Source organism: Pseudoalteromonas agarivorans, from assembly GCF_024518735.1.
Classification (GTDB): domain Bacteria; phylum Pseudomonadota; class Gammaproteobacteria; order Enterobacterales; family Alteromonadaceae; genus Pseudoalteromonas; species Pseudoalteromonas atlantica.
Genome location: NZ_JANIGJ010000006.1, coordinates 32,192 through 55,967 on the forward strand (window position 1 = coordinate 32,192; position 23,776 = coordinate 55,967).

Below are 23,776 nucleotides of genomic sequence, written 5' to 3' on the forward strand. Positions count from 1 at the left end.
AATTAGCTAAATGTGTCTTTTACATTTTCAAGCATGTCGTTGTATTCGTCACTTGAAAATAGCTGCATAGAAGGAATAACGCCTTTATCTATGTAGGTTTGTAAAGCCGCTGATTTATCAGAAACCTGTAAAGTCCCCTCTAAAATAGCGCCAATACGAATAAAATCAACATACCCAATCTCTTCAGGGCGATACGTAGGGTCGGCCCAATGTCTAGCCACATTTACAAATTCAGGTGGAAACTCCCACGCTCCCATAATTGAACCACCAATTTTACCACTGAGCTTTTGAATTGCATGCGCTAAAAAGCTTGGGTTAGCAAACACCTCTGGGTGGCGCTCAGCTTCGGTTAAAATAGGCAGTACACCAATGTTATATACCAACGACGCCAACGTAATAGAGTCACTATTTAACGATGTACGTTTATTATTTTGTAAATAAAACGCCATAAGCGTTATTGAGTGCCCCGCCACATTTAGCGTTTTTTGCCACGCTTTACTCATGTAGCCTTTTATTAGCTCATTATTAGAAACAAACAGCTGCTCCATTGCCATTGCAGTTGCTATATTTTTAATTTGGCGTAAACCAATGCGCGTAACCGCTTGCTGTAAGTTAGACACTTTCACCGCTCGGCCCATAATTGCACTGTTAGCCACTTTAATCATTCGCGCTGAAAGAGCCGGGTCTTGCCCAATCACATCTGACATTTGCATTAGGTTTACATCAGGGTTATCGGCCGCTTGGCGCACTTTAATTGCAACTTCAGGTAACGTAGGTAAAACCAAAGTGTCGTTATTGATTCTATCAACCAAAATCGTTAATAGTGCATTTTCTGTAGACATAGAACTGTCATCCTTTTGTTTCTGGGCCGCAATGCAACTGCTAACCTCGGATAAAATGAGTAATACAATGAGTATTATCTAACTTACCGATAAAGTTAAGAAAATTATATAAATTAATTGTTATTATCGCCTGTAGGCGCGGTACACCGCCAAACACTTGCTATTTACCATTTAGTTTTGCTTTAATGCAGTCACTATAAGGAAACGTTTGTACGCGCTAGCAATTAAATTTAAGCGTACAAATAATTAAACTTACTTTTTTAACAGGCAATCAAATGATCTTAAACAAAATTAGCCAAGCAATTTTACTCTCAGGCGTCGTTTTTCTTAGTGCATGCTCAGAGCAAGCCCCCTCTTCGACCGAAGCCACAGGTGTAGAACTTGCTCAAAAAAGTGCCGCGCAAGCTGGCCCAGATTTAATTAATATTTATAAACAACGTTTAGAAATTTACACCGACTTTAGCCTAGAAGCCGACCTATCTCATTTAAGTGAGAATCAAAAAGCCATGGTTGCTAAGCTTATCGATGCCTCTAAAATTATGGACGAGCTATTTTGGAAGCAGGCTTTTGGCGATAATAAAGACGCTTTTTTAGCAAAGCTAAGTGATGAAAAAGTACGTAAATTTGCTGATATTAACTACGGCCCTTGGGATCGTTTAAATGGTGACGAACCGTTTTTATCAGGCTACAAAGAAAAAGCCCTTGGCGCACAATTCTACCCAGCCGACATAACAAAAGAAGAGCTAAATAACGCCGACGTAGAAGATAAAAAAGGCCTTTACTCATTAATTAAACGTGATGAGCAAGGTAACCTTTACAGCGTGCCTTACTCAAAAGAATACGCTGAGGAGTTAGCTAAAGCAGCAGATTTATTACGTGAAGCCAGTAAGCTTGCCGATGATAAAGAATTTGCCAATTACTTAAACCTACGTGCTGATGCACTACAAAAAGATGATTTTCAGGGTTCTGATTTTGCCTGGATGGACATGAAAAATAACCCCGTTGATGTGGTTATTGGCCCAATTGAAACCTACGAAGATCAACTCTTTGGCTACCGCTCTGCTTATGAGTCGTATGTACTAATTAAAGATTTAAAATGGAGCGAGCGCCTAGCTAAATTTGCAGCCTTTTTACCAGAGCTTCAAAAAGGTCTACCGGTAGATGCTAAATATAAGCAAGAAGTGCCAGGCTCAGACGCCGATTTAAATGCTTACGATGTGGTTTACTATGCAGGTCACTCAAATGCGGGCAGTAAAACGATTGCCATTAACTTACCAAACGATGAGCAAGTACAGCTTGAAAAAGGCACTCGTCGCCTGCAGCTTAAAAACGCAATGCGTGCAAAATTTGATAAAATTTTAGTGCCAATTGCTGAGCAGTTAATTGTACCTGAGCAACGTAAGCATATTACCTTTAACGCCTTTTTTGCCAATACCATGTTTCACGAAGTGGCTCATGGCCTAGGTATTAAAAACACCATTACAAATAAAGGCACTGTGCGCCAATCATTACAAGAGCACGCAAGTGCACTTGAAGAAGGTAAAGCCGATATTTTAGGTTTATACATGGTTGAGCAGTTACTTAAAAAAGGCGAAATTACCGAAGGCACATTAGAAGATTACTACACCACCTTTATGGCGGGTATTTTCCGCTCAGTACGTTTTGGTGCATCAAGCGCACATGGTAAAGCCAACATGATCCGCTTTAACTTTTTTGCACAAGAAGGCGCTTTTTCTAAAAATGAAGAGGGCTTATACCGTGTAAATATGGAAAAAATGGGCGTGGCTATGGCTAAGCTGTCGCGCTTAATTTTAACATTACAAGGTGACGGCGATTACGAAAAAGTAGATCAACTAATTGCCACTCATGGCGATATTAAAGAAGAGCTGGCTAAAGACTTAGAAAAACTAAGCCAAGCAAATATTCCGGTTGATGTAACCTTTAAACAAGGTAAAGACGTGTTAGGCCTTAACTAACCCAACACGTAATACTTTGTAATACTTTAATAAAGCGCTGTAGTTTATAACTGCAGCGCTTTTTTTAGCGCTATTATTTGCTCATCTGTGTATGGTTTTGCAGGAAACTTACCCCACACCGGTGCAGGCCACGCAGCATCAGTTGTAAAACGTGCAATATGATGAATATGTAATTGCGGCACCATATTACCCAAAGCGGCCACGTTTAATTTATCAGGGCTAAACACTTGCATAATAAGCTTGCTGAGTTTGGCCGACTCTTTTAAATATACAATTTGATCGGCATCAGATAAATCGATGATCTCTTTTAAATTAGGTTTTCTGGGCACCAATACAAACCAAGGGTATTGGCTGTCGTTAAGTAATAGCACCTTACATAAAGGCCAATCTGCCAGTTCTATACAATCGCGCTTAAGCTCTGGGGCGAGTTCAAAAGTGTGGTTCGTCATCGTCACATCCTAGTTAGTCTTTAATAATGGCCACTTTATAGCATTTATTTGCAGTTGCACACGCTTAGCTTTACCATTTAATACAATATTTATAATAAGCTAAGGCAACCTTGTGCTAAAAAAAATAAAACACTTAACCCTCGCACTACCGCTAGCTGTTGGCGCACTAAGCGTACAAGCAAAACCATTATCGCTAGAGCGTATTTTTGATGATCCGAGCTTGTCGGGTAAAGCTCCCGTACAACTTAAGTTTTCACCAGACGGTAGCCGCGTAACTTACCTGCAAGGTAAAACCGATGACTACAACCGTTATGATTTATGGGAATACAACTTAAAAGATAACACCAACAGAATACTGGTTGATTCTGCAAAGCTATTTTCAGGCCCAGAAAACCTCTCTGATGAGGAAAAAGCACGCCGCGAACGCCAACGTATTTTTGGTAAAGGTATTTTAGAGTATAAATGGTCTAAAGACGGCAAAGCCCTGTTATTCCCACTCAATGGTGACCTGTATTATTACGAGCTTGCATCTGGTAAAAGTAAAAAACTTACCAATACAGAAGCGTTTGAAACCGATGCCCGTTTTTCTCCTAAAGGTAACTATGTATCGTTTATTCGCGAGCAAAACCTTTACGCTTTAGCACTTGATTCAGGTAAAGAAATACAACTGAGCAAAGATGGCGGTGGCGTTATTAAAAACGGCATGGCCGAATTTGTAGCACAAGAAGAAATGAGCCGGATGACTGGCTACTGGTGGGCTGGCGATGAATCTAAAATTGCATTCACTCGCGTAGATGAAACCCCAGTAAAAGAAGCCATCCGTAACGAAATTTATGCAGACGAAGTAAAGCTATTTAATCAACGTTACCCATTTACAGGCACCGACAACGTTGAAATACAACTGGGCGTTGTGTCTTTAAATAATCAAAACGTTGACTGGGTTGATTTAGGCGACGATAAAGATATTTACATTGCACGTGCTAAGTGGCTAAAAGACAGCACAACCCTTTCGTATCAATGGCAAAATCGCTCACAACATAAGTTAGAACTACGCTTTTACAATAGCGATACTAAAACGCAAAAAGTAGCGTTAACAGAAAACAGCGATACGTGGATCAATTTAAACTTTGATCTGCATTTCTTAAAAGACAAAAAGCATTTTGTATGGGCTTCTGAGCGCGATGGTTTTAAACACCTTTATTTGTACCGCACTAACGGCCAGCTAATTCGACAAATCACCTCAGGAGACTGGGTTGTTGATAGCTTAAAAGGCGTAGATGAGAAAAAAGGCATAGTGTATTTTGCAGGACGTAAAGACACCCCGCTTGAAAGCCATTTATACAGCGCACCACTGTTTAAAAAAGGCAATATTAAGCGCATCACCGAACAAGGCCAATACCACAAAGTGGTAATGGCTAAAGACAGCAAAACGTTTATTGATAATAGCTCATCGGTAAACAAGCCTAACTCGGCGGCACTACGTAAAGTAAATGGCGAATTTATCACATGGCTTGAACAAAATAAGCTTGATGATAGCCACCCATTAACACCTTATTTAAGTGATTTAGCAACTCCAGAGTACGGCACAATTAAAGCTGAAGATGGCCAAGTAATGCATTACCGCTTGTTTAAACCAAGTAATATTGCAGACGGTAAAAAGCACCCAGTAATTGTTAATGTATACGGCGGCCCGCATGCACAACGCGTAACAAATAGCTGGCGCAGCAAAAACTTGTACTTTCAATACATGGCGCAACAAGGCTATGTTATTTTTCAGCTCGATAACCGAGGCTCATACAACCGTGGTAAAAAGTTTGAAGACGCTATTTACAAACACTTAGGTGTTGTAGAAGTAGCTGATCAAATTAAAGGCGTTGAGTTTTTACGCACGCTTGATTACGTAGACCCACAACGCATTGGTATTTATGGCCACAGTTATGGCGGATACATGGCCCTAATGACCATGTTTAAAGCGGGCGATTACTTTCAAGCCGGTGTATCGGGTGCACCAGTTACCGACTGGGCACTTTACGACACCCATTACACTGAGCGCTACCTTGGTCATCCAAAAACCAATGCCAAAGGCTACGAAGACAGCGCCGTATTCCCATACGCTGATGGCTTAAAAGGCCCGTTAATGATTTACCATGGCATGGCCGATGACAACGTGTTATTTACCCACGCCACTAAATTATTTAAACAACTACAAGATAACGAAAAACAGTTTGAAATGATGACCTACCCAGGCTCAAAACACAGCTTACGCGGTAAACAGGTGCAAACACATTTACACCAAACCATTACAAACTTCTTTAATCGACATTTTGATGTTAAATAATCAGATGACGACTAAATAGACTAAAGGCTGATTGAAAAATCAGCCTTTTTTTTGTCTTAATAAGTTAGTGAGCCTAGATTAAACGCTTTTTTTAGCTACGCTTATTCTATGCGCTAAGGCGTACACTAATTGAGGACAAATTAATGCTTAACCTACGTAGTTTCAGTATTTTTCAACGTTTTTTACTGTTAATAGCCATTGTTGTATTTGGCCTAATAGTACTTAGTATATCTAGCCTAACTCATCAATATAGCTCACTCAAAAACGAGCAATATCTAAAAACCCAAAATGTAGTAGAAACGGCATACAGTGTTATTGAGCATTACCACCAGCTTGAACAAAACAATACACTCACACAAGCGCAGGCTCAATCACAAGCACTGGCCGCTATAAAAGCGCTGCGCTATGACAAAACAAATTACTTTTGGGTAAACAACTACCAGCCCAAAATGGTAATGCACCCAATAAAGCCTGCGCTTAACGGTAAAGACTTAAGTAATAATAAAGACCCCGACGGCAAAGCACTTTTTGTAGAAATGGTGAACATTGTAAAACAACAAAAAGAAGGTTTTATACCTTATAAATGGCCAAAACCAGGAAAAGATCAGCCGGTAGATAAAGTAGCATTTGTAAAAGGTTTTAGCCCGTGGCAATGGATTATTGGCTCAGGCGTATACCTAGATTCAATAGATGAAGCATTTAGCGAGCAGCGTAACCTCATCATAATTAGCGCCCTAGTTATGATTATTGCTGTCATTTTATTAAGTTACTTTATTGGTAAAAGTATACTCACGCCTACTCGTCTTGCCGCAGACATGATGAAAAACATATCGCAAGGTGAAGGTGACTTAACACGTACGCTAAGCGAATCGGGCAATGATGAAATATCAGAGCTGTCACGCTCTTTTAATTTATTTGTTTTAAAAATGCGCGAGTCGTTAGTACATGTATCGCACAGTGCTGATGATGTAAGCAGACACGCTCACACGGTGGATGAGTCAAGTAGAACAAGCCACTCCTTCATTGAGCTACAAAACGACAGCTCCACACAAGTAGCCGCCGCCATGGAGCAAATGACGCACCAAATTCATGATGTGAGTCGCAATGCCGACGCCGCAGAACAAGCAGCCAATGATGCAGCGCACAATGCCTCAACCGGTAAAAACGTGGTAGCGAATACCATTACCGCCATAGAAACACTCTCAAGTAATATAGAAACAGTGAGCCAAGTAACTGAAGATTTAGCAACCGAAAGTAACAATATAGGCTCTGTGCTTGATGTGATCAGAAGTATATCGGAGCAAACAAACTTACTTGCACTCAACGCTGCTATAGAGGCGGCTCGTGCAGGCGAGCACGGCAGAGGGTTTGCAGTTGTTGCCGATGAAGTGCGCACATTAGCCAGCAGAACCGGGCAAAGCACAGATGAAATTCAAGCCATGATCACTAAATTACAAGAAGGCGCTAAAGCGGCTGTAGAGGCGGTAAAATCAAGCCAAGCACTGTCGGTGACGACGGTAGAGCAGGTTTCATCTGCCGATACATCGCTCAATGAAATAGAAAGGCTGGTATCTATAATTACCGACATGAACAGCCAAATAGCCCGTGCCACCGAGCAGCAAACACAAGCCGCTGACGAGGTTAATTTACGTATTAACGAGCTATCTCAATCAACAGAGCAATCACTAAATAATACAAAGCAACTTACCGATGCCAGCGATAACCTCAAACAAAGTAGCCAAGGGCTTTCGAGCGTGGTTAATCGCTTTAAATTAAAATAATTAAAAAATAAAAGCCCTGAATTAACAGGGCTTTTTTATTGCATCTACGTTTTTAGCTTACAAACAGTAGCGTGCAAATAAGCTGGTTACTGATGCTGCGGTTGGCTTGCCGTGCTGCCAATCACCGCCTTCAACACCACTACCAGCAATGTCCATATGTACATAAGGAAGCGGCTGCTCAGAGTCGTTACCGTGTTTATCAAGCCCACCAACAACGGCTAAAAACGCCATAGGGAATTGATGCCCACGGGCTGTAACAGCAGAGGCCGCATTATTGCTTGATAAAACATCATCAGCGAGGGTACGCGGTTTGATAAAGTCGTAATCTTCACGGCGAGAGCGAGAAACCTCAGCTGCATCTGCCCATAAATCACCACAATCCGCTATTTGACGAGAGATATTAGCGCTACGTGCAGGTCCGTTTTCAACATATGCTCCGTAAGGGCCCATAGCACGTGCCGCATGGCCTGTAAGGGTTGCCACGGTGAATAATGTTGGGTTAACTTCGCCTTTGGCGACATCTTTCATTTCGCTAAGTAGGTCACCCATAGCTAAACGCCCTTCTGCATCGGTGTTACCAATGCGTACACGTACGCCTTCACGGCTAGTGATAATTTCATCTGGTACAAAACAATCAGAGCCAATTGAATTACGGACCACAGCTAAGTAAGAAATAACTTTAACGCCTCTAGGTTGGTAATCTGCCACGGCTTTCATAAAGCCCGCAACGGATGCAGCCCCGCCTTTATCACGGCTCATACCCGCCATGTAACCGCCTACTTTTAAATCGGCGCCGCCGGTATCGTAAACTAGTCCTTTACCAACAAACATTAGCGTGCGCGTTACTTCACCTTCTGGCACGTATTCTAGCTTAACAACACGTGGGTGGTGGCGCTCAACCGCATAAGATGCGCGAGCAACGGTGCTAAGCATAGGGTAGTTTTTATCTATAGTGTTAATATCGTCAATCACATCAACCGCTACTTTAGAGCCTTTAAAAAGCTCAACACAGTAATCGGCAAAGCGTGGTGGCGCCATACGTTCAGGCTCAGTACCGCATAAATCACGTGCCGCATATTGCCCTGCTGCAATTGCATTTACTGCTTTAACTGTTTGCTCATTTGCATCTATTAAACCTATTTGCGTAATAGGCTCAATGCTTTCGCCGTGGTATTCGCGCGCCTCTAAAGGTTGCCATAAGGCTTGGCATGCGCCTAAATACGCCACTTCTAATGCATGCTGGTAACGCGCATCTGTATGTAATTTTGGTAAGTAAATAGCAGGGTTTACACTACCCGCGGCTTTTGCTTCGTTAATCGCTAGCTTAGCGGCATCAAAGTAGCGTCTTACATCATCGTAATCGCGGTTAAGCGGCCCCGTAGGTGCTAAAACAACGCGTACATTATCAACCACTAAAAACGTAACTTGTTTACCAATACGAGAATCTACTTTAGCGTGTGATTCGATAGCATCACTTAATGAGTTATTGGCTAATTGAGAAAAGTCATCACTAATTATAATAAGTGCATCGTGAGAAAATGAGTCAAAGCTTGCACTAAGTGATTGTGCAGCTATCGCTTGAGGATATGCCATAAGTAAAACTCCTGTTAGAAAACATAAGGGGCTATTATCGTTGATATAAAAACACAAAACCAGCCAACTGCGATCAGCTCATTTTAATCTGGCAACTTGGTTTTACAGCAAACTAAAGTGACTCCATGTTTTAAGAAGAAATTAACAACCACTATATAGTTTTTAGTAAAGGCAGCCCCTGCTTATACCACGTTTAAATTACTTTGCTAAAGCACTCTAAATTGCAAAAAAGCGTGTAGTTAATCAAGAATACTCAGTTGCAAATTTAAATTAGGTTCATTTTTAACACCTACCCCAATACCTAATAAGCGAACCGGTTGCTGCATACCCCGTTGATACGCCTTAGAGAGTAATTCAGTAAAAATAGCAGTATTTAATTGATGATGAGCTTGATCCGCTGAGGTAACAACAAAGTTTGCAAACTTCACTTTTACGCTTAGCTTATTAATACGGTTTTGTAGCTGTTGCTTATTAAGACGCGCTGTTAGCTCTTCCAGTAATTTAGGTAACTGATCTAAACATTCTTGTAAGCTATTTTTATTGTATTCATAGGTGTGTTCAACACTAAGCGATTTACGCACTCGCTCAGTGGTTACTTTACCAATATATTCGCCAGCACATTTTTGATAAAGCGATACACCAAAATTCCCCACATGCTGCTGCATCCAATTAACGCCTTTCTCGCGAACGTCTTTACCTGTGTATAACCCCTTTAAATTAAGCTTTTCGAGGGTTACTTTGCCCACACCAGGGATTTTACCCAGCGGTAAATTATTTAAAAACGCATCAACTTCATCCGGCAAAACCACAAATTGGCCATTGGGTTTATTTTCGTCACTGGCTATTTTGGCAATAAACTTAATGGGGGCAACTCCGGCAGAGGCAGTAAGGCTGGTATCGTTATAAATATCTGCTCTAATTTGCTGAGCAATAAGCGTTGCGCTGCCTTTGCATGCGGTGCTGTTGGTTACATCGAGGTAAGCTTCATCAAGCGACAGCGGCTCTATTTGGTCGGTGTAGCGTTTAAATACAGCGCGTATTTGGTTAGAAATTTCTTTATAAACCGCCATGCGCCCAGGCACAATAACTAAATCGGGGCATAATTGCTTAGCGTGGTAGTTAGACATAGCCGAGCGAACACCATATTCGCGCGCTATATAATTTGCTGTAGAGAGCACACCACGACGGCTATTGCCACCAATCGCTAAAGGCACACTGGCAAGTTTGGGGTTATCGCGCATTTCAACCGCTGCATAAAAGCAGTCCATGTCGATATGAATAAACTTTTTCATTACCACATAACAACTGTTTATTTATACAGCCATTATTAAGGATTCACTTTCATTAAGCAAGTCCATTAAAGCCTGTTTAGCTTGCTAAAGTTAAAGCGCTACTAGGTGTAGCGCGTTAAACCGCGCAAGCTTTAAACCGCTTTTTTAAAACGGCTGCTTAAAGCGCTTTGATTTTTTAAAGCAATGTAGCCAAAAAACAAACTCCAATAAAAACCCCGCAGCTAAAAGCATTATGCCGCCGGAGGCATTACCCATTGCATAGCAAGCAAAAGACGCTATAAAAACTAAACTGGCTAAAGCCCAATTAATTATATTTTGCATGTGTGTTCTCGTGTGTGTGTTGTCTGTGTTATTTAACTGTAGTCCTAAAAATAAATAGGTACAATCATCTTATAAAAAAACATGGCATTTATTGTCTTGAGCTACAAACACCATATTGATAACCTCATTCATTTAAAACTAAGAGTACACATACATGCAAAGGTTCAAAGATCAGCACCCTATTCATACCGATATCACCGTAGCATGGGCCGATATGGACGCCCTACAACATGTTAACAACGTGGTGTACTTGCGTTATTTTGAAATTGCGCGTATCGATTTTCTAAATAAAATAAATCAGTTTGATACGATAAAACCAGGTGGAATAGGCCCAGTCATTAGTGAAAACAATATTCGCTATAAACGTCCAGTGACCTTCCCAGATACCTTAACCGTAGGTATTACTATTTCAGATATAAAAAGCGACCGTTTTATGATGAATTACTCTGTATTTAGCCATGCTCAGCAAGCTATTACTACCACAGGCTATTCTCAAGTTGTTATGTTTGACTTTAAAACAGGACAAAAAGCGGCGATTTCAGAGCCATTACTATCGGCACTACATCAATTCGCTTAAGTAGGTTTATTGCGAATTGGTATTAATTATCCACTCTCAAGATCTTACATAATTTAAGGATTTTAAATGCAATACAGTCCGTTAGGCAGCAGCGGTGTTGATGTTTCTAGAGTATGCTTAGGCAGCATGACTTGGGGTAAACAAAATACCCAGCAAGACGCCGATGAGCAAATAGCTTATGCCTTGGCACAAGGCGTTAATTTTATAGATACTGCCGAAATGTATGCCGTTCCTCCTTCACCAGAGACCTACGGTAAAACAGAGCAAATTATAGGTAACTGGCTAAGTCGTAATGCGCAAAAGCGCAGCGATATTGTATTGGCGAGTAAAATTGCAGGCAATGGCTTGTCGTGGGTACGAGATGGCGGCGATATAACACGCAGCGCTGTCATTGAGGCCGTAGATAACTCACTTAAACGCCTACAAACCGACTACATAGATTTATACCAATTGCATTGGCCTAATCGCTCTACCCCACATTTTGGCAGGCAGTGGCCAGGTAAACTCACTTTTAGTGACGTAGATACTGAGCAACAACAAGCGGGTATGCTTGATATTTTAGAGGGCCTTAATGAGTGTGTTAAAGCCGGAAAAATAAAATATTGTGGCCTTTCAGATGACACCCCATGGGGCATTAGCCAATTTTTAAATTTAGCAAAAGCGCATAACTTACCGCGTATGGTGTCTATTCAGAACGAGTTTAGCCTGGCGCACGCTAAAGATTGGCCCTATTTAATTGAGCAGTGTATCCATGAAGACATTGCTTATTTACCTTGGTCGCCGCTTGCTGCTGGCCTGCTAACGGGTAAATACCTAAACGGCGCACGCCCAGCGGGCTCGCGTTGGACATTTATGCAGCGCAATGGCATTTTTAGAGATACCCCTAACGCGCAAAAAGCCACGCAGCGTTATGTAGAGCTTGCACATGCAAGCGGCATAACCCCAGCCCAATTGGCTCTTGCTTGGTGTAATCAAGTCGATGGCGTTACCTCGTCAATTATTGGTGCGACCAGCATCGCCCAATTAAAAGAAGACATTGACGCTTTTAGCATAACTTTAAGCGACGACACTCTAACTGAAATTGGCACTATTTTTAAAGATTACCCGCAGCCATATTAAACCAAAATAATAGGCAGTTTTTTTACTGCCTTTTTCTCTCTTACATTTGAACATATACAAAGTAAAACTATACTAAAGTTAACTTAAATGGATTATTTTTAGTGAGTTATGCTTAGAAATGTAATTTTATTCTTTGGTGTCCTAGGTGGTTTAATGCGTTACGGGTACGCTGACAATACTCACCCAATTAAAGAAATTGTATGGCTACAAAGTTACACGCCCCCCTTTCATATGGATAAAGATTCGCATGCGCCGCAAGGTGGTATTTGCGACAACCTCACCGAGCAACTAATTAACAGCATTGATGATGTAAAACACACACGACTAATCGTGCCGCAAGAGCGAATTAATAAGCACTTAAATGAAGGCGATAATGTATGCTTTCCGTGTGTTATTCATAAAAAAACGGCCAATGGGGTGTTACAGTTTTCTACCCCCACCACGGTTTACCCGCCTTTTTCGGTTTTAACCACTCAAAAACTTGCTCCAGAAATACACGCTAAGTATGGCAGCCCTATTAAACTTATTCATTTATTGTCAGACGAGCAATATGTGTATGGTCAAGCCGCGGCGCGCAAGTTTACTTCAAAAATTAATAAAATAATCGAAAACACCACGGTGTATCATAAAGCATCGCTAAGCTGGAGCAGCGAAAATGAAAGCCAAGCTGTTATTGCTCGCTTGAGTCGCGGCTTTTTAGATTACACAATAGACTACCCGTTTATGAGGGATTATTTTGTCAACCACAGTAAGTTTAAAAATATAGTCAGTTTACCAATTGAAGAAGACCCTAGAGAGTTTGTTTTAGGGGCTATAGGGTGTGCAGTAAGAGCACCGAATGATTTTGCTACCAAGGCGCTTAATAAAATAAATAAAGCGCTACATAAGCAGGTATTACAATCGCCTGCTTATATAAATAGTCAGCGCTTTTGGTTAGAGCAAAGTTTTCCGCAGTTTACTAAGCATTACCAACAGCAAATACTTAATCCTATTGTGCCTGCCAACTTTGCGATAACAAGCAGGTCGAATTAGCATACAAGCTTACTGTAAATACGCTGTTTGCAGGCACTTCCCCTACGCCTGCAGGCGTTCCTGTCATTATTACATCGCCATTTTCTAAGTGCATAAACTCATTAATTTCACTTAAAATATCTTTAGGCTTGTGTATCATAAATTGCGTATCGCCTTGTTGAATAACGTTATCGTTAATTTTAAGCTCAAACGTAAACGCCTGCTCAGCATCCGCTATAGCGACAAAGGGCGTTAATAATACCGAGCCGTTAAACGCCTTGGCGCGCTCCCACGGTAACCCTTTATTTTTAAGCTTACTTTGCACGGTACGTTTAGTTAAATCCAACCCTAAACCTACGCCTGCCAACTCATTATTTTTAATAACAAAACACAGCTCGGTTTCATAGTGCAGTGTGTCGTTATTGTGCGTAGCAAATAAGGTAGACGAAAGCGCACTGTTCGGTTTATTAAACAATACCATTTGATCTGGTAGCTCATTATTAAGCTCGGCAATATGCGCGGTGTAATTACGCCCAACGCATACTACTTTAGAGGGTGTTAATATCTCACTTTCTAGTTTTATCGACTGCATAAAATAACTTCTAAATTACGAGCTGATCAAGGTTTCTAATAAGCTCAGATTAATCGGTTTCAAAAGTACATGATTAATATTTAAATCTTTGATCTGCTTAGGATCGGGCTCTGCACCACTAACAATCACCAAGCTTAAGTCAGGGTAACGTTCGTTAATTTGCTTACCTAAATCTACACCACGCCCGTCAGGTAAGTGCATATCTAGCAATACCTTATTAAATTGTTGGTCATGATTGAGGGTTTGTAAACACTGTGCACACGTTGAGGTAATAACGGTTTCTACCCCTAAACTTTCTAGCAGCAACTGCGTAATTTGCGCTGCATCTTGGTCGTCCTCAACCAATAAAAAGCGCTGTTTTTTCTCTATTACAGCTTTGTCGCTGTGAATGTTTTTAGCTTGAGGCGCATGCTCTGGCGATACTAAGTAATCTTGTAAGCATTGATACAAAGAAGAGCTATCAACGGGCTTTGGTATTACATCGTTAAAGCCAAGGGCTGCAAGTTCTTCATGTATACCTTTCATAGTGGCGGCAGTAAGCGCAATAATTGGGCCTGTATAGCCCATTTTTCTAAGCTCTATTGTCGCTTCTTTACCACCCATTACAGGCATATGTATATCAATAAAAATAATGTCGTAAGGTGAGCGGTACGCCTCGGCAATTCTTACTTTTTCAAGCGCTTGCTGGCCATGTTCGGCGTAGTCTACACGCGCACCACATGTGCTAATCATATGGCCAACTAACATGCGTAAATCGCGTAAATCATCAACCACTAATACGCGGCCGGTCACTTTGCATGGTGCTGATTTTGTCTGTAATTGCGAGCCACTGCTAAAGTTTAATACTTGGCGTTCTACTTCACTTATATCACCTGGGTACACCGAAATAGTAAAGGTAGAGCCTTCTCCCATTCTAGAGGTTAAATCAATACTGCCGTGCATACGCGTTAATAGCTCGGCACAAATAGCAAGGCCTAAGCCTGCTCCGCCAACAGAGCGCGATTCTACATCGGCTATTTGCTCAAAGGGTTTAAAAATTAATGCTTGTTTTTCAGGGGCAATCCCCATGCCTGAGTCTTTAATACTAAAAAATAGCATTTCTTGGCCTTCAACCCACTCGGTCCAGGCACTAACCACTATTTCGCCCTTTTCAGTAAATTTAACCGCATTATTGATTAAGTTAATGAGTATTTGGCGTACGCGGGTGGCATCTACTCTAACAATAAGAGGTAAAGGCTGTAGAGACTCAAAGCGAAGCTTTAAACCTTTATCAAGCACAGATACACGCATTAAGGTGTAAACATCAGCCAGCATGCTATCTAAGTTTACTTCACTTAAGGTGAGCTCTAATTTGTCGGCAGCAATTTTAGATAAATCGAGCACGTCGTTTAACAAGCTCAGCAAGTGCTTACCGTTTCGGTAAATAACCCCTAATTCGTTTTCGGCCTGTTTGCTAAAGTCGCTTTGTAGCAGTAACTCTGTGTAACCTAATATAGATGAAAGCGGGGTACGTAATTCGTGGCTTAAGTGGGCTAAAAATCTGTCTTTTGAGCGGTTCTCTGCCTCGGCTTTTAAACGCTCTACTCGCTCGCCTTCAACATCTTTACGCGCTAAAGCATAACGTATAGCGCGAGCAAACCGGCTCGAACTCATTTCTGTTTTTATAAGGTAATCTACCGCGCCGGCATCAAGTGCTGCAGAGTCTAATTCATCATTAGATTGCCCCGTAAGCATAATAATTGGCCCGCTAAATCCATTAGCAATGGCCTTTTTTAATACACTTAGCCCATTTGAGGCGCCTAATCGATAATCAAGCAAACAAATATCGTGATCGTTTTTACTTAAAATGCTTATTGCTTGCTCAGGAGAGCTTATCCATTCTATGTCAAATGTATGTGAATCTAACTGATCTAAGTAGTCGCAAGTGAGAATGTAATCATCTTCATCGTCTTCTACTAAAAGTAAGCGAGTCACTTTATCTAACATACTACCTCCTTTTAATTGCATTTAATAAGCCCCTAATTAGGGGCTTAATGTTGCTACTTATCTAGTCGTTAAACGTTGTCGGCAGCTCTACAAATTCTACCCAGTATTTTCCTAGGGTTTTCATTAAATCAACCAAGCCATCAAATGTTACCGGTTTAGTAATATAAGAGGCCGCTCCTAAGTTATAACCTTTAACCATGTCTTCTTCTTGCTTAGAGGTGGTTAAAATAACAACCGGTATGCCTTTAAGGTTTGGGTTTGCCTTAATGGCCTCAAGTGCTTCACGGCCATCCATACGTGGCATATTTAAATCAAGCAAAATCAACCCTGGGCGTGGCGATGAATTTTTATCTTCAAACTTACCTTTGCGCTCTAAGTACTCTAATAATTCAACCCCATCTTCCACAAAATGCAGCTCGTTTAATACACGGCTTTCGGCTAGCGCATCTTGCGTGAGTAGGCGATCATCCTCGTCATCATCTGCCATTAATATTGTAATAGGTTTCACTTTTGAATACGGCATCTAAGCCTCTCCTTGAAGTGTGAAAAGCGTTGTTTCCACAGGTAATTTTATTATGAAGGTTGCCCCTTCACCGTCTTTACTATGAGCGGTAATTATCCCACCATGCCGCTCAACTATACGCCTACAAACTGAAAGCCCAATCCCTGTGCCTTTATATTCCGAACGCCCATGCAGGCGCTGAAATGGTACAAATATTTTATCAGCATACTCTTGTGAGAAACCAATACCATTATCTTTTATGGTAATAATTTGCCAACCCACTTTCTCGTTGTGCTCTTCACTAAACTCGTCTTTGTGTTCGTACATTACGCTTATGTGTGGATCAATACCTGGTTTTCTAAACTTAACAGCATTAGACAGTAAGTTTAAAAACAACTGCTGCATTTGGCTTTTATCGGCTTGTATAACCGGTAGTTCGCCCACCTCTACTTGCGCATTGCTTTCTTTAATGGCAACTTCTAAATCACTTAAAATGTCGTTAACTACGCCTTTTAAGTCAGTGTCATCAAAGTCTTTACCTCGCGTTGTTACCCGCGAAAATTCTAGCAAGTCGTTAATAAGGTTAGACATACGTTGCGCTGCATTTTTCATACGGCCTATATAATCTATGCCTTTTTCGCCCAGTTCATCTTTAAACATGGTTTCTAGGCGGTCACTAAATGCTTGAATTTTTCGAAGTGGTTCTTGTAAATCATGGCTGGCAACAAACGCAAACTCTTCAAGCTCACGGTTTGAGCGGCTAAGCTCATCTGAATATAAGGTCAGCTCTTGGGTACGCTCAGACACTTTAGTTGCAAGTGTTTCGTTTTGTATTTCAAGCTCCTCACGGTATTTAGCCGCGTTTCTTAAGTTTAGCCGGGTTAATAAAAACATACCTATTATTAAAAGCGCACTAGTAACCGCTGTAATAGCAAAGGTGATTTTTGCTTCATTTTTTATTTGTGCCAGCTTAGAAAAATGGCTCACCTTAAACAGTAATTCTCGGTCTTGAATATCATTAACTTTAACGCGAATATCTTTGTATAGCTCTCGCCCTCTGTGCGTATTTAATACATATAACGCACGGCGCTCTTTGTCATTCGTAGCCAGCTTAACCGTTTGTTTAAGCTCTTTAATTTTAGCTTCTGTTAACACTAATAACTCAGCAATTCGCTCAGCTTGGCCCTCAATTTCAGAGTGTAGAGACTTTACATGCTCCATTTGCGATTCTATTTGCCCTATCGCATCGTAATAAGGCATTAAGTAGTCTTCTTCTTCGGTGAGTAAGTAGCCGCGCTGGCCAGACTCTGCCTGCACAATTGATAAGTGAAGACGCTCAATACCATCGGCTAATAAGCTGGTGTTATCCAAGCTTTTTTGGGTTTGCGTTAATCCCTGAATAGTACTTAATGCCAAAACTGCATTGCCAACAACAATACACAGTACTATTGCGATAAAAGCGGCCCACGTTATATTCGTTTTACCCTGCTGCTTTTGCTTACTCATTATGTGTAAATACCTAATTTTAAATGACTACTTATTATTAAAATCAGTAATGTTTTGCAAGCTTTCGCTACATTGCTGACAGTTTGAAATTATTTTATCGAGTGCTGCTAACGCTTTATCTTTTGGCATATCGTTTTCTAATACCAGTTTAATTAGCTCTGCATTCATAGAAATTCTATTCAGTGGAGCTCTCGCATCATGTACCAATTTATTTAGCGTATTAACTTCTTTTTCATCACTCATATTACTTCCTATACTTATTCAACCTGAACTCTGGTTAAGAGACTTACTAAAATATTAAATTATAGTGATAACCAAATTCTTTTCTCTAGCCAGAGATTTTCAATGAAAACAAGGCGAATTTACGCGTCAATAGCTGGCCTATAGCAAGCAAATTAAACGCAGTTAACGTTGAAAATAGCTGCTAGAGATAGGTTTATTATTCAGAGTTCAGGTTATTTATATTCTCCAATTCCGCCGTATGCGTTTAATCGGTTATACAATGTTTTTGTACTGATCCCTAGCATTTGCGCAGCTAGCGTTTTATTACCTTGCACCTTATCTAGCGTGGCGTGGATTAACTCTTTTTCAACTTCTTCAATGGTTTGCCCTGCCGAAACATGGTTGTCGGCCACTAGCGTATTTACACGCGAAAACGGCGACTCTAAGTTATCCGGAAGTGTAATTTCGCTCGATTGTGGGTCGCTCATAATAAAGGCGCGATGGATAGCGTGGCGAAGTTCACGCACATTGCCTGGCCACTCGTATTGCTGTAGTTCTTTTAGCTGCTCGTTGTGCCAATAAAACGAAGTGCCATTTTCATCGTTAAGTTGCTCTAAAAAGGCTTTCGCAAGCAGTGGAATATCTTCTTTTCGCTCTCGCAGCGCAGGTATATCAATGGGGAAAACCGCAAGTCTAAAGTAAATATCTTCACGAATAATATTATTTTGCGCTAAGTCGGTCAGCGAACGGTTAGTCGCAGAAATAACGCGGCAGTTTATAGGCAGTTCACGATTGCCGCCTACACGTGTTACTTTTTTAGTTTCAAGCACACGCAGTAAGTTTGGCTGCATATCTATAGGCATTTCGGTTACTTCATCTAAAAATAACGTACCGCCGTCTGCTTGCTCAAACACACCTTCTTTACGGGCAATTGCACCTGTAAAAGCCCCTTTTTCATGGCCAAATAACTCACTACCTATTAACTCTTTAGACAAAGCACCACAGTTGCTCGCCACTAAAGGGCCTTCGCATTGGCTTGCGTTATGAATTGCTTGGGCGACCACTTCTTTACCTGCACCGCTTTCCCCCATTAGCATCACGTTAGCATTGGTTTTAGCTACGCGCTCTATCATGGTGTAAAGCTTTTGCATTGGCTCTGATTCACCAATTAAACTATTAAAATGGCGAGTAATAGCCGGAACTTTAGCTTTTTTAGCTGTTTTTTTAGGGCCATTTAATACCAGCTCTAGGTCTTCGCGTTGCAGCGGCTTTAATAAATGCCCAACATCTTGCTCACACATGTCTGCCAAAATCCCTTTTACTGAAGGGTGGCCAGAAATAAGCGTCACTTTTGGAGACTGCCCAATCATTTTTAAATGATCGAGTAAATGAAGACCACTGCCATCTGGCAGCATAAAATCGAGCAACACGTGATCAAAGGTATTATTTTCAAACCATTGATGTGCTTCTTTTAAGCTAGTTGCAGTACAAATGTTGTGCCCGAGGAATTCGACAATGTGGCAAACAACGTCACTAAATTCAACGTCATCATCGACTAAAAGTATGTTTAACATGATAAATCCCTATGCTTTTCTTCTTATTCTACGCACCCTATTTTGCAAATAAAAGGGGCTACTAGAATCTCTTAAAAATGATTAAACTATTGAGTCTTTTAACGTTTAATTTTAACAACCGAGTATGTACGTAAACTTAAGCCATACCGATCATAATTTTTAAAAATAATTAGAATTATTTTTACTACTCGCCTAAGTATACCAGCTGATATAATTTTGCTTTTAAAAAGGAGACAAAATGCAATTATTAAAAACAATGGTCCACCCTGGCATAAATTTAAACCAAGGCACTCAATTTACCCGCCGCACAGGCCGCGCCATTGTGATTAAAGATGCACACATTTTATTAATGTATACCAATCGCTACGAAGACTACAGTTTACCCGGCGGCGGTGTGGATGAAGGTGAAACCCTAGAGCAAGGGTTAATAAGAGAGCTTAGCGAGGAAACTGGCGCGCAAAATATACAGGTTATTAAACCCTTTGGGTTATACGAAGAGTACCGCCCTTGGTACAAAGACGACTTTGATATTATACATATACAGTCGTATTGCTATTTATGCGATACAGACAAAGAGCTTGGCAAAGCACAGCTTGAACATTACGAGCAACAAAATGGTATGACGCCTAAATGGGTCAATATATACGACGCCATTGCACACAACGAGCGCACAATGAGCCTTAGTGAAAAACAAGGGTTGTCTATCATTCGTGAAACTTACCTACTAAAACAAATAGCACAGCAACTATTTAACTAAGGCTGTAAAATTTGCATAAAGCAGTATTTTTTACTGCTTGCTCATCACTCGCTTTTTATTTACATCCCACAATTAAATTTAAAGCGACTACTATTCAATAACTTAAACTCTATTTTACTTTATAAAACAAACTGGCTTTGTGTTTGCACCCTTACTGATAACTAATTTGTAAGGAGATAAAAATGAGTAACACAGTTAAAACAATCAACCCCGCAACTGAACAAACCATTGATACCTACACGCTGCTTTCTCAAGAGGAAGCTGAGCAGGTAGTCGAAAAATCTCACGAAACATATTTAAAATGGCGCCAAACCTCATTTACCGAGCGTGCTAAGTATTTAAATAAACTAGCCTCTTTATTTGAAGAGCAAAAAGAAGCCATTGCTAAGCTAATGACCGAAGAAATGGGTAAAGTGTACGAGCAAGGTTTTCAAGAAGTTGAACTGTGCGCCGGTATTTGTCGTTACACAGCCGAAAACGGCCCACAAGTACTTGGCGATGAAGAGCGCGATATGGATGGCGGCCGCGCTATTGTTAGCTACCAACCAACGGGCGTTTTATTAGGTATTCAGCCTTGGAACTTCCCGCTATACCAAGTAATTCGTTACAGTGCAGCTAACATTATGGCCGGTAACACCACCGTACTTAAACATGCCGGTAATGTATTTGGTATGGCAGAGAAAATCGATACCCTGTTTAAACAAGCGGGCTTCCCTGAATATTGCTTTAGCAACTTACTTATTGATGGCAAAACTGCCAGCGCGCTTATTTCACACAAAGCAATCAGCGGCGTAACATTTACAGGCAGTGACGCTACCGGTAAAAAAGTAGCTGAAGAAGCAGGTAAATACGTTAAAAAAACAGTGCTTGAGCTTGGCAGTAACGATGCCTACTTAGTACTTGATGATGCAGATTTAGACCTTGCTGTTGAAACCTGTGTTACAGGGCGCATGATCAACAACGGCGAAACCTGTGTATCGGCAAAACGCTTTGTGGTTGTAGAGTCATTATATGATGACTTTAAAGAAAAAATTAAAGCGCAATTTGAAGCATTAAAAATGGGCGACCCAATGGCCGAAGATACCGATCTAGGCCCAATGGCACGTGAAGATTTACGTGATAAAATTCACGACCAAGTAATGCAATCTGTTGAAGCAGGTGCAAATGTAGTCACAGGCGGTGAAGTTCCATCGCAAACAGGTTACTACTACCCACCGACTATTCTTGATAATTTATCGCCAGGCATGCCAGCATACGATGACGAATTATTTGGCCCTGTAGCCTCGCTCATAAAAGCAAAAGACAACGACGATGCAATGCGCATCGCCAACGACTCTCGCTATGGTTTAGGCGGTGGTATTTTCTCTAAAGATGAGAAAAAAGCCATTGAACTGGCTAAAAAGCACTTTGATACCGGTATGATCAATATTAACGGTTACGGCCTTGCCCAACCAAACCTACCGTTTGGTGGTGTTAAAGAAAGTGGTTACGGCCGAGAGCACGGCGGCTTTGGTATGCGCGAATTTGTGAATATCAAATGTATTATGATCAATAGCTAATTTAGCTACACCTGAGATACACGTATTAAAAAAATATTTATACGTGTTTTAAAAAATATTATTAAGCCTAAAGGTGAGCAATCACTTTTAGGCTTTTTTTATGGACGAATCTGCATGGTTTTATGCACGAATAGATCTATACAACAAGTGTATTTAAAACCGTAAACACTGTGAGAGAAATTAAAAACAAAGCTGTCAATTGACTAATACTGAGCATAGAATTTAGACAACCTGGCTTAGCTAGGCAGGTAAGAGTGGTGAGCAAACGGTCAGTAAACTCGTTTTTGGACAAAAACGAGTTAGAGCCGAAGGTCGGCTCTGTGCCATGAGCGGACTGTCGTAACCTTAGACTCTTGCTAGGCTTAAAGTTTGACACCAAACTGATTTTTAAAACCATCATTTGTTACAAAAGGCTCAAGGCCTAATGATTCTAACTGCTCCCAGAGATTTAAAAAAAGTTTATCTTTAATTGTTTCTCTCACAAACTGACGATATGTCTTGTGCCATTCAGAGTTAAATCCTAATAATGTTGGATCTCCTGAGAGGAGTTCACTTGTATTAAGTGCCGCACCATCAAAATCAACAGAACCTAGAAAGTAAGGTGATTTAACCCATTTGAAATTGTCCAGGATGATATATGAGTGATCATCTCTTTTCGCAGCATTTAAAATACCAGATTTAATTTCGTCGATTCTATTTATGGTTTCAGTAATTATACTATGAAATTCAAGTTGTTCTTCTTGTAACTCTTTTTGTTTATCAACATGCCTTTGTTTTACAGACTCTTTAAAAGTCTCACTTCTTGCTTCGTTGATTTCATTAATAAAACTCATTTTAATTCCTTTTAAATATTAAATTATCACAGGTAATTGATTTTTAAGCCTAGCTTTTCAATAACGGGCGCAGACACGTAGGGCATAATAGCGAAGCCGCCCTGCGTGTATGCGTCCCGGCGAACGAAGTGAGTGCGTTTATTGAGTTGTTATATCGCTACTCACCAATATTTCTTCGTATCAATATAGTGCTTCATGTTAGAAAAGATGTAAGCTAGAAGAAAAAATGCCGGCGTCGCAATTACGTCGGGTTTTATGAACCAAGTTAATAGGCCCATGAGCACCGTTATAATTTCTAACATAACAATTTGCTTTCTTGCTTTTACTCCCCAAAACGAAAACCTGACCCATATTGGCTCTTTGTTCCATTCTTTAGATGTTTTGTCTATCACGATAATTTCCTCTTGAAGTTTAGAAATGTCAATTTCAAACACAGAGGCAAGGGCTTTAAGAGATTCTATGCTGGCCTTGTTTCCACTTTCTATTCGTTGAATAGTTCTAGTACTCAAGCCGCTTAACGTGGCAAGTTGTTCTTGTGACCAGTTTCGTTTTTCTCTAAGACGTTTGACTATCATTTGGGCTCCTTACCAATGTGAGAGGAAACTATCCATGTTTTAATCGATTGTCGGTTACGAAATTCACACGACAGTGGGGCGACAGGCGATGTTTACAGCGATATAACAATTAATAGTGCGCTCATCACACATATTTCTGCCGACTTAACGCTCATTTATCTACTTTATATAGTTTTAACAAATAACCTAAGGTATTACTATAACTATGTTTTCTAAAGTTTTTAGGTAAAGTTAAATAGAACAATATGCGCTCATCGCTCATTTTCATGAATATATGCGCAAAAAGCAGTTTTACCAATCTATTAATGACGATATTTGGCCAGTATCAATGACCGCTTATCGCTCTTTTGAGGCATTCGCCTAAACACGTT

Annotated in this window: 20 protein-coding genes; 8 read left to right on the forward strand and 12 right to left on the reverse strand. The window is 40.6% G+C overall.

All coding sequences use genetic code 11. The features are described 5' to 3' along the window. Positions 1-2 precede the first annotated feature (2 nt). Entirely contained in the window at positions 3-842 is an 840-nt protein-coding gene (locus tag NQT65_RS11690) for an HDOD domain-containing protein (RefSeq protein ID WP_096740057.1), read from the reverse strand. 275 nt (positions 843-1,117) lie between these two features. On the opposite strand from NQT65_RS11690, the gene NQT65_RS11695 reads away from it, so the two are divergent. Further along, complete coding sequence (locus NQT65_RS11695; protein WP_256851237.1) at positions 1,118-2,818, forward strand: DUF8614 domain-containing protein; 1,701 nt, start codon at positions 1,118-1,120, stop codon at positions 2,816-2,818. A 44-nt stretch (positions 2,819-2,862) separates the two neighbouring features. On the opposite strand, the gene NQT65_RS11700 is transcribed toward NQT65_RS11695, so the two are convergent. Beyond that, positions 2,863-3,267 carry an HIT domain-containing protein gene (locus tag NQT65_RS11700; protein ID WP_004586851.1) on the reverse strand — a complete coding sequence of 135 codons (405 nt, stop codon included), beginning with the start codon at positions 3,265-3,267 and terminating at the stop codon, positions 2,863-2,865. Positions 3,268-3,379: 112 nt separating this feature from the next. Between NQT65_RS11700 and NQT65_RS11705 the strand changes: the two genes are divergently transcribed. Together NQT65_RS11705 and NQT65_RS11710 are read left to right on the forward strand one after the other, a co-directional pair. Further along, the gene (locus NQT65_RS11705) at positions 3,380-5,605 is read left to right on the forward strand and encodes a S9 family peptidase (RefSeq protein WP_004586850.1); all 2,226 of its coding nucleotides are present in this window, start codon (positions 3,380-3,382) and stop codon (positions 5,603-5,605) included. A 143-nt stretch (positions 5,606-5,748) separates the two neighbouring features. After that, positions 5,749-7,386: a methyl-accepting chemotaxis protein gene (locus NQT65_RS11710; RefSeq protein WP_256851238.1), complete on the forward strand. Its 1,638-nt coding sequence runs from the start codon at positions 5,749-5,751 to the stop codon at positions 7,384-7,386. 57 nt (positions 7,387-7,443) lie between these two features. Here the strand turns inward: NQT65_RS11710 and NQT65_RS11715 are convergent, their stop codons facing one another. Further along, positions 7,444-8,979, reverse strand: coding sequence for a M17 family metallopeptidase (locus tag NQT65_RS11715; RefSeq protein WP_256851239.1), 1,536 nt, complete (start codon positions 8,977-8,979; stop codon positions 7,444-7,446). 239 nt (positions 8,980-9,218) lie between these two features. Further along, positions 9,219-10,271: a DNA polymerase IV gene (dinB, locus tag NQT65_RS11720; protein WP_256851240.1), complete on the reverse strand. Its 1,053-nt coding sequence runs from the start codon at positions 10,269-10,271 to the stop codon at positions 9,219-9,221. 475 nt (positions 10,272-10,746) lie between these two features. Here dinB and NQT65_RS11725 point away from each other — a divergent pair, with 475 nt between their 5' ends. The 3 genes from NQT65_RS11725 to NQT65_RS11735 all read left to right on the forward strand — a co-directional run bounded on the left by NQT65_RS11725 (position 10,747) and on the right by NQT65_RS11735 (position 13,320). Then, complete coding sequence (locus tag NQT65_RS11725) at positions 10,747-11,169, forward strand: acyl-CoA thioesterase (RefSeq protein WP_004588512.1); 423 nt, start codon at positions 10,747-10,749, stop codon at positions 11,167-11,169. Between the two features lie 66 nt (positions 11,170-11,235). Further along, complete coding sequence (locus NQT65_RS11730) at positions 11,236-12,288, forward strand: aldo/keto reductase (protein WP_256851241.1); 1,053 nt, start codon at positions 11,236-11,238, stop codon at positions 12,286-12,288. 153 nt (positions 12,289-12,441) lie between these two features. Then, positions 12,442-13,320 (forward strand): hypothetical protein, encoded by an 879-nt coding sequence (locus tag NQT65_RS11735; RefSeq protein WP_054983502.1) that lies wholly within the window; start codon positions 12,442-12,444, stop codon positions 13,318-13,320. Here NQT65_RS11735 and NQT65_RS11740 read toward each other — a convergent pair. The 6 genes from NQT65_RS11740 to NQT65_RS11765 form a co-directional block, all read right to left on the reverse strand. Then, positions 13,277-13,891 carry a fumarylacetoacetate hydrolase family protein gene (locus NQT65_RS11740; protein ID WP_054983503.1) on the reverse strand — a complete coding sequence of 205 codons (615 nt, stop codon included), beginning with the start codon at positions 13,889-13,891 and terminating at the stop codon, positions 13,277-13,279. The two genes, NQT65_RS11735 and NQT65_RS11740, sit on opposite strands and share 44 nt — an antisense overlap. A 15-nt stretch (positions 13,892-13,906) precedes the next feature. Continuing rightward, on the reverse strand, positions 13,907-15,877 hold the full coding sequence (locus NQT65_RS11745; protein ID WP_256851344.1) for an ATP-binding response regulator: 1,971 nt from the start codon (positions 15,875-15,877) through the stop codon (positions 13,907-13,909). A 61-nt stretch (positions 15,878-15,938) separates the two neighbouring features. Beyond that, entirely contained in the window at positions 15,939-16,400 is a 462-nt protein-coding gene (locus NQT65_RS11750; protein WP_024031669.1) for a response regulator, read from the reverse strand. After that, positions 16,401-17,885, reverse strand: a complete 1,485-nt coding sequence (locus NQT65_RS11755; RefSeq protein WP_256851242.1) for a sensor histidine kinase — start codon at positions 17,883-17,885, stop codon at positions 16,401-16,403. It abuts the gene before it with no gap. 27 nt (positions 17,886-17,912) lie between these two features. Then, positions 17,913-18,128: a hypothetical protein gene (locus NQT65_RS11760; RefSeq protein ID WP_004588505.1), complete on the reverse strand. Its 216-nt coding sequence runs from the start codon at positions 18,126-18,128 to the stop codon at positions 17,913-17,915. Between the two features lie 212 nt (positions 18,129-18,340). Continuing rightward, on the reverse strand, positions 18,341-19,681 hold the full coding sequence (locus NQT65_RS11765) for a sigma-54-dependent transcriptional regulator (protein WP_256851243.1): 1,341 nt from the start codon (positions 19,679-19,681) through the stop codon (positions 18,341-18,343). 238 nt (positions 19,682-19,919) lie between these two features. Here NQT65_RS11765 and NQT65_RS11770 point away from each other — a divergent pair, with 238 nt between their 5' ends. Both NQT65_RS11770 and NQT65_RS11775 read left to right on the forward strand, forming a co-directional pair. Next, the gene (locus NQT65_RS11770; protein WP_054983507.1) at positions 19,920-20,438 is read left to right on the forward strand and encodes an NUDIX hydrolase; all 519 of its coding nucleotides are present in this window, start codon (positions 19,920-19,922) and stop codon (positions 20,436-20,438) included. A gap of 182 nt (positions 20,439-20,620) precedes the next feature. After that, positions 20,621-21,997 (forward strand): NAD-dependent succinate-semialdehyde dehydrogenase, encoded by a 1,377-nt coding sequence (locus NQT65_RS11775; protein WP_256851244.1) that lies wholly within the window; start codon positions 20,621-20,623, stop codon positions 21,995-21,997. A gap of 362 nt (positions 21,998-22,359) precedes the next feature. Here NQT65_RS11775 and NQT65_RS11780 read toward each other — a convergent pair whose 3' ends face one another. After that, positions 22,360-22,830: a hypothetical protein gene (locus tag NQT65_RS11780; RefSeq protein WP_126006096.1), complete on the reverse strand. Its 471-nt coding sequence runs from the start codon at positions 22,828-22,830 to the stop codon at positions 22,360-22,362. Positions 22,831-22,991: 161 nt separating this feature from the next. Beyond that, positions 22,992-23,405, reverse strand: coding sequence for a helix-turn-helix domain-containing protein (locus NQT65_RS11785; RefSeq protein ID WP_126006094.1), 414 nt, complete (start codon positions 23,403-23,405; stop codon positions 22,992-22,994). Positions 23,406-23,776: the final 371 nt, after the last annotated feature.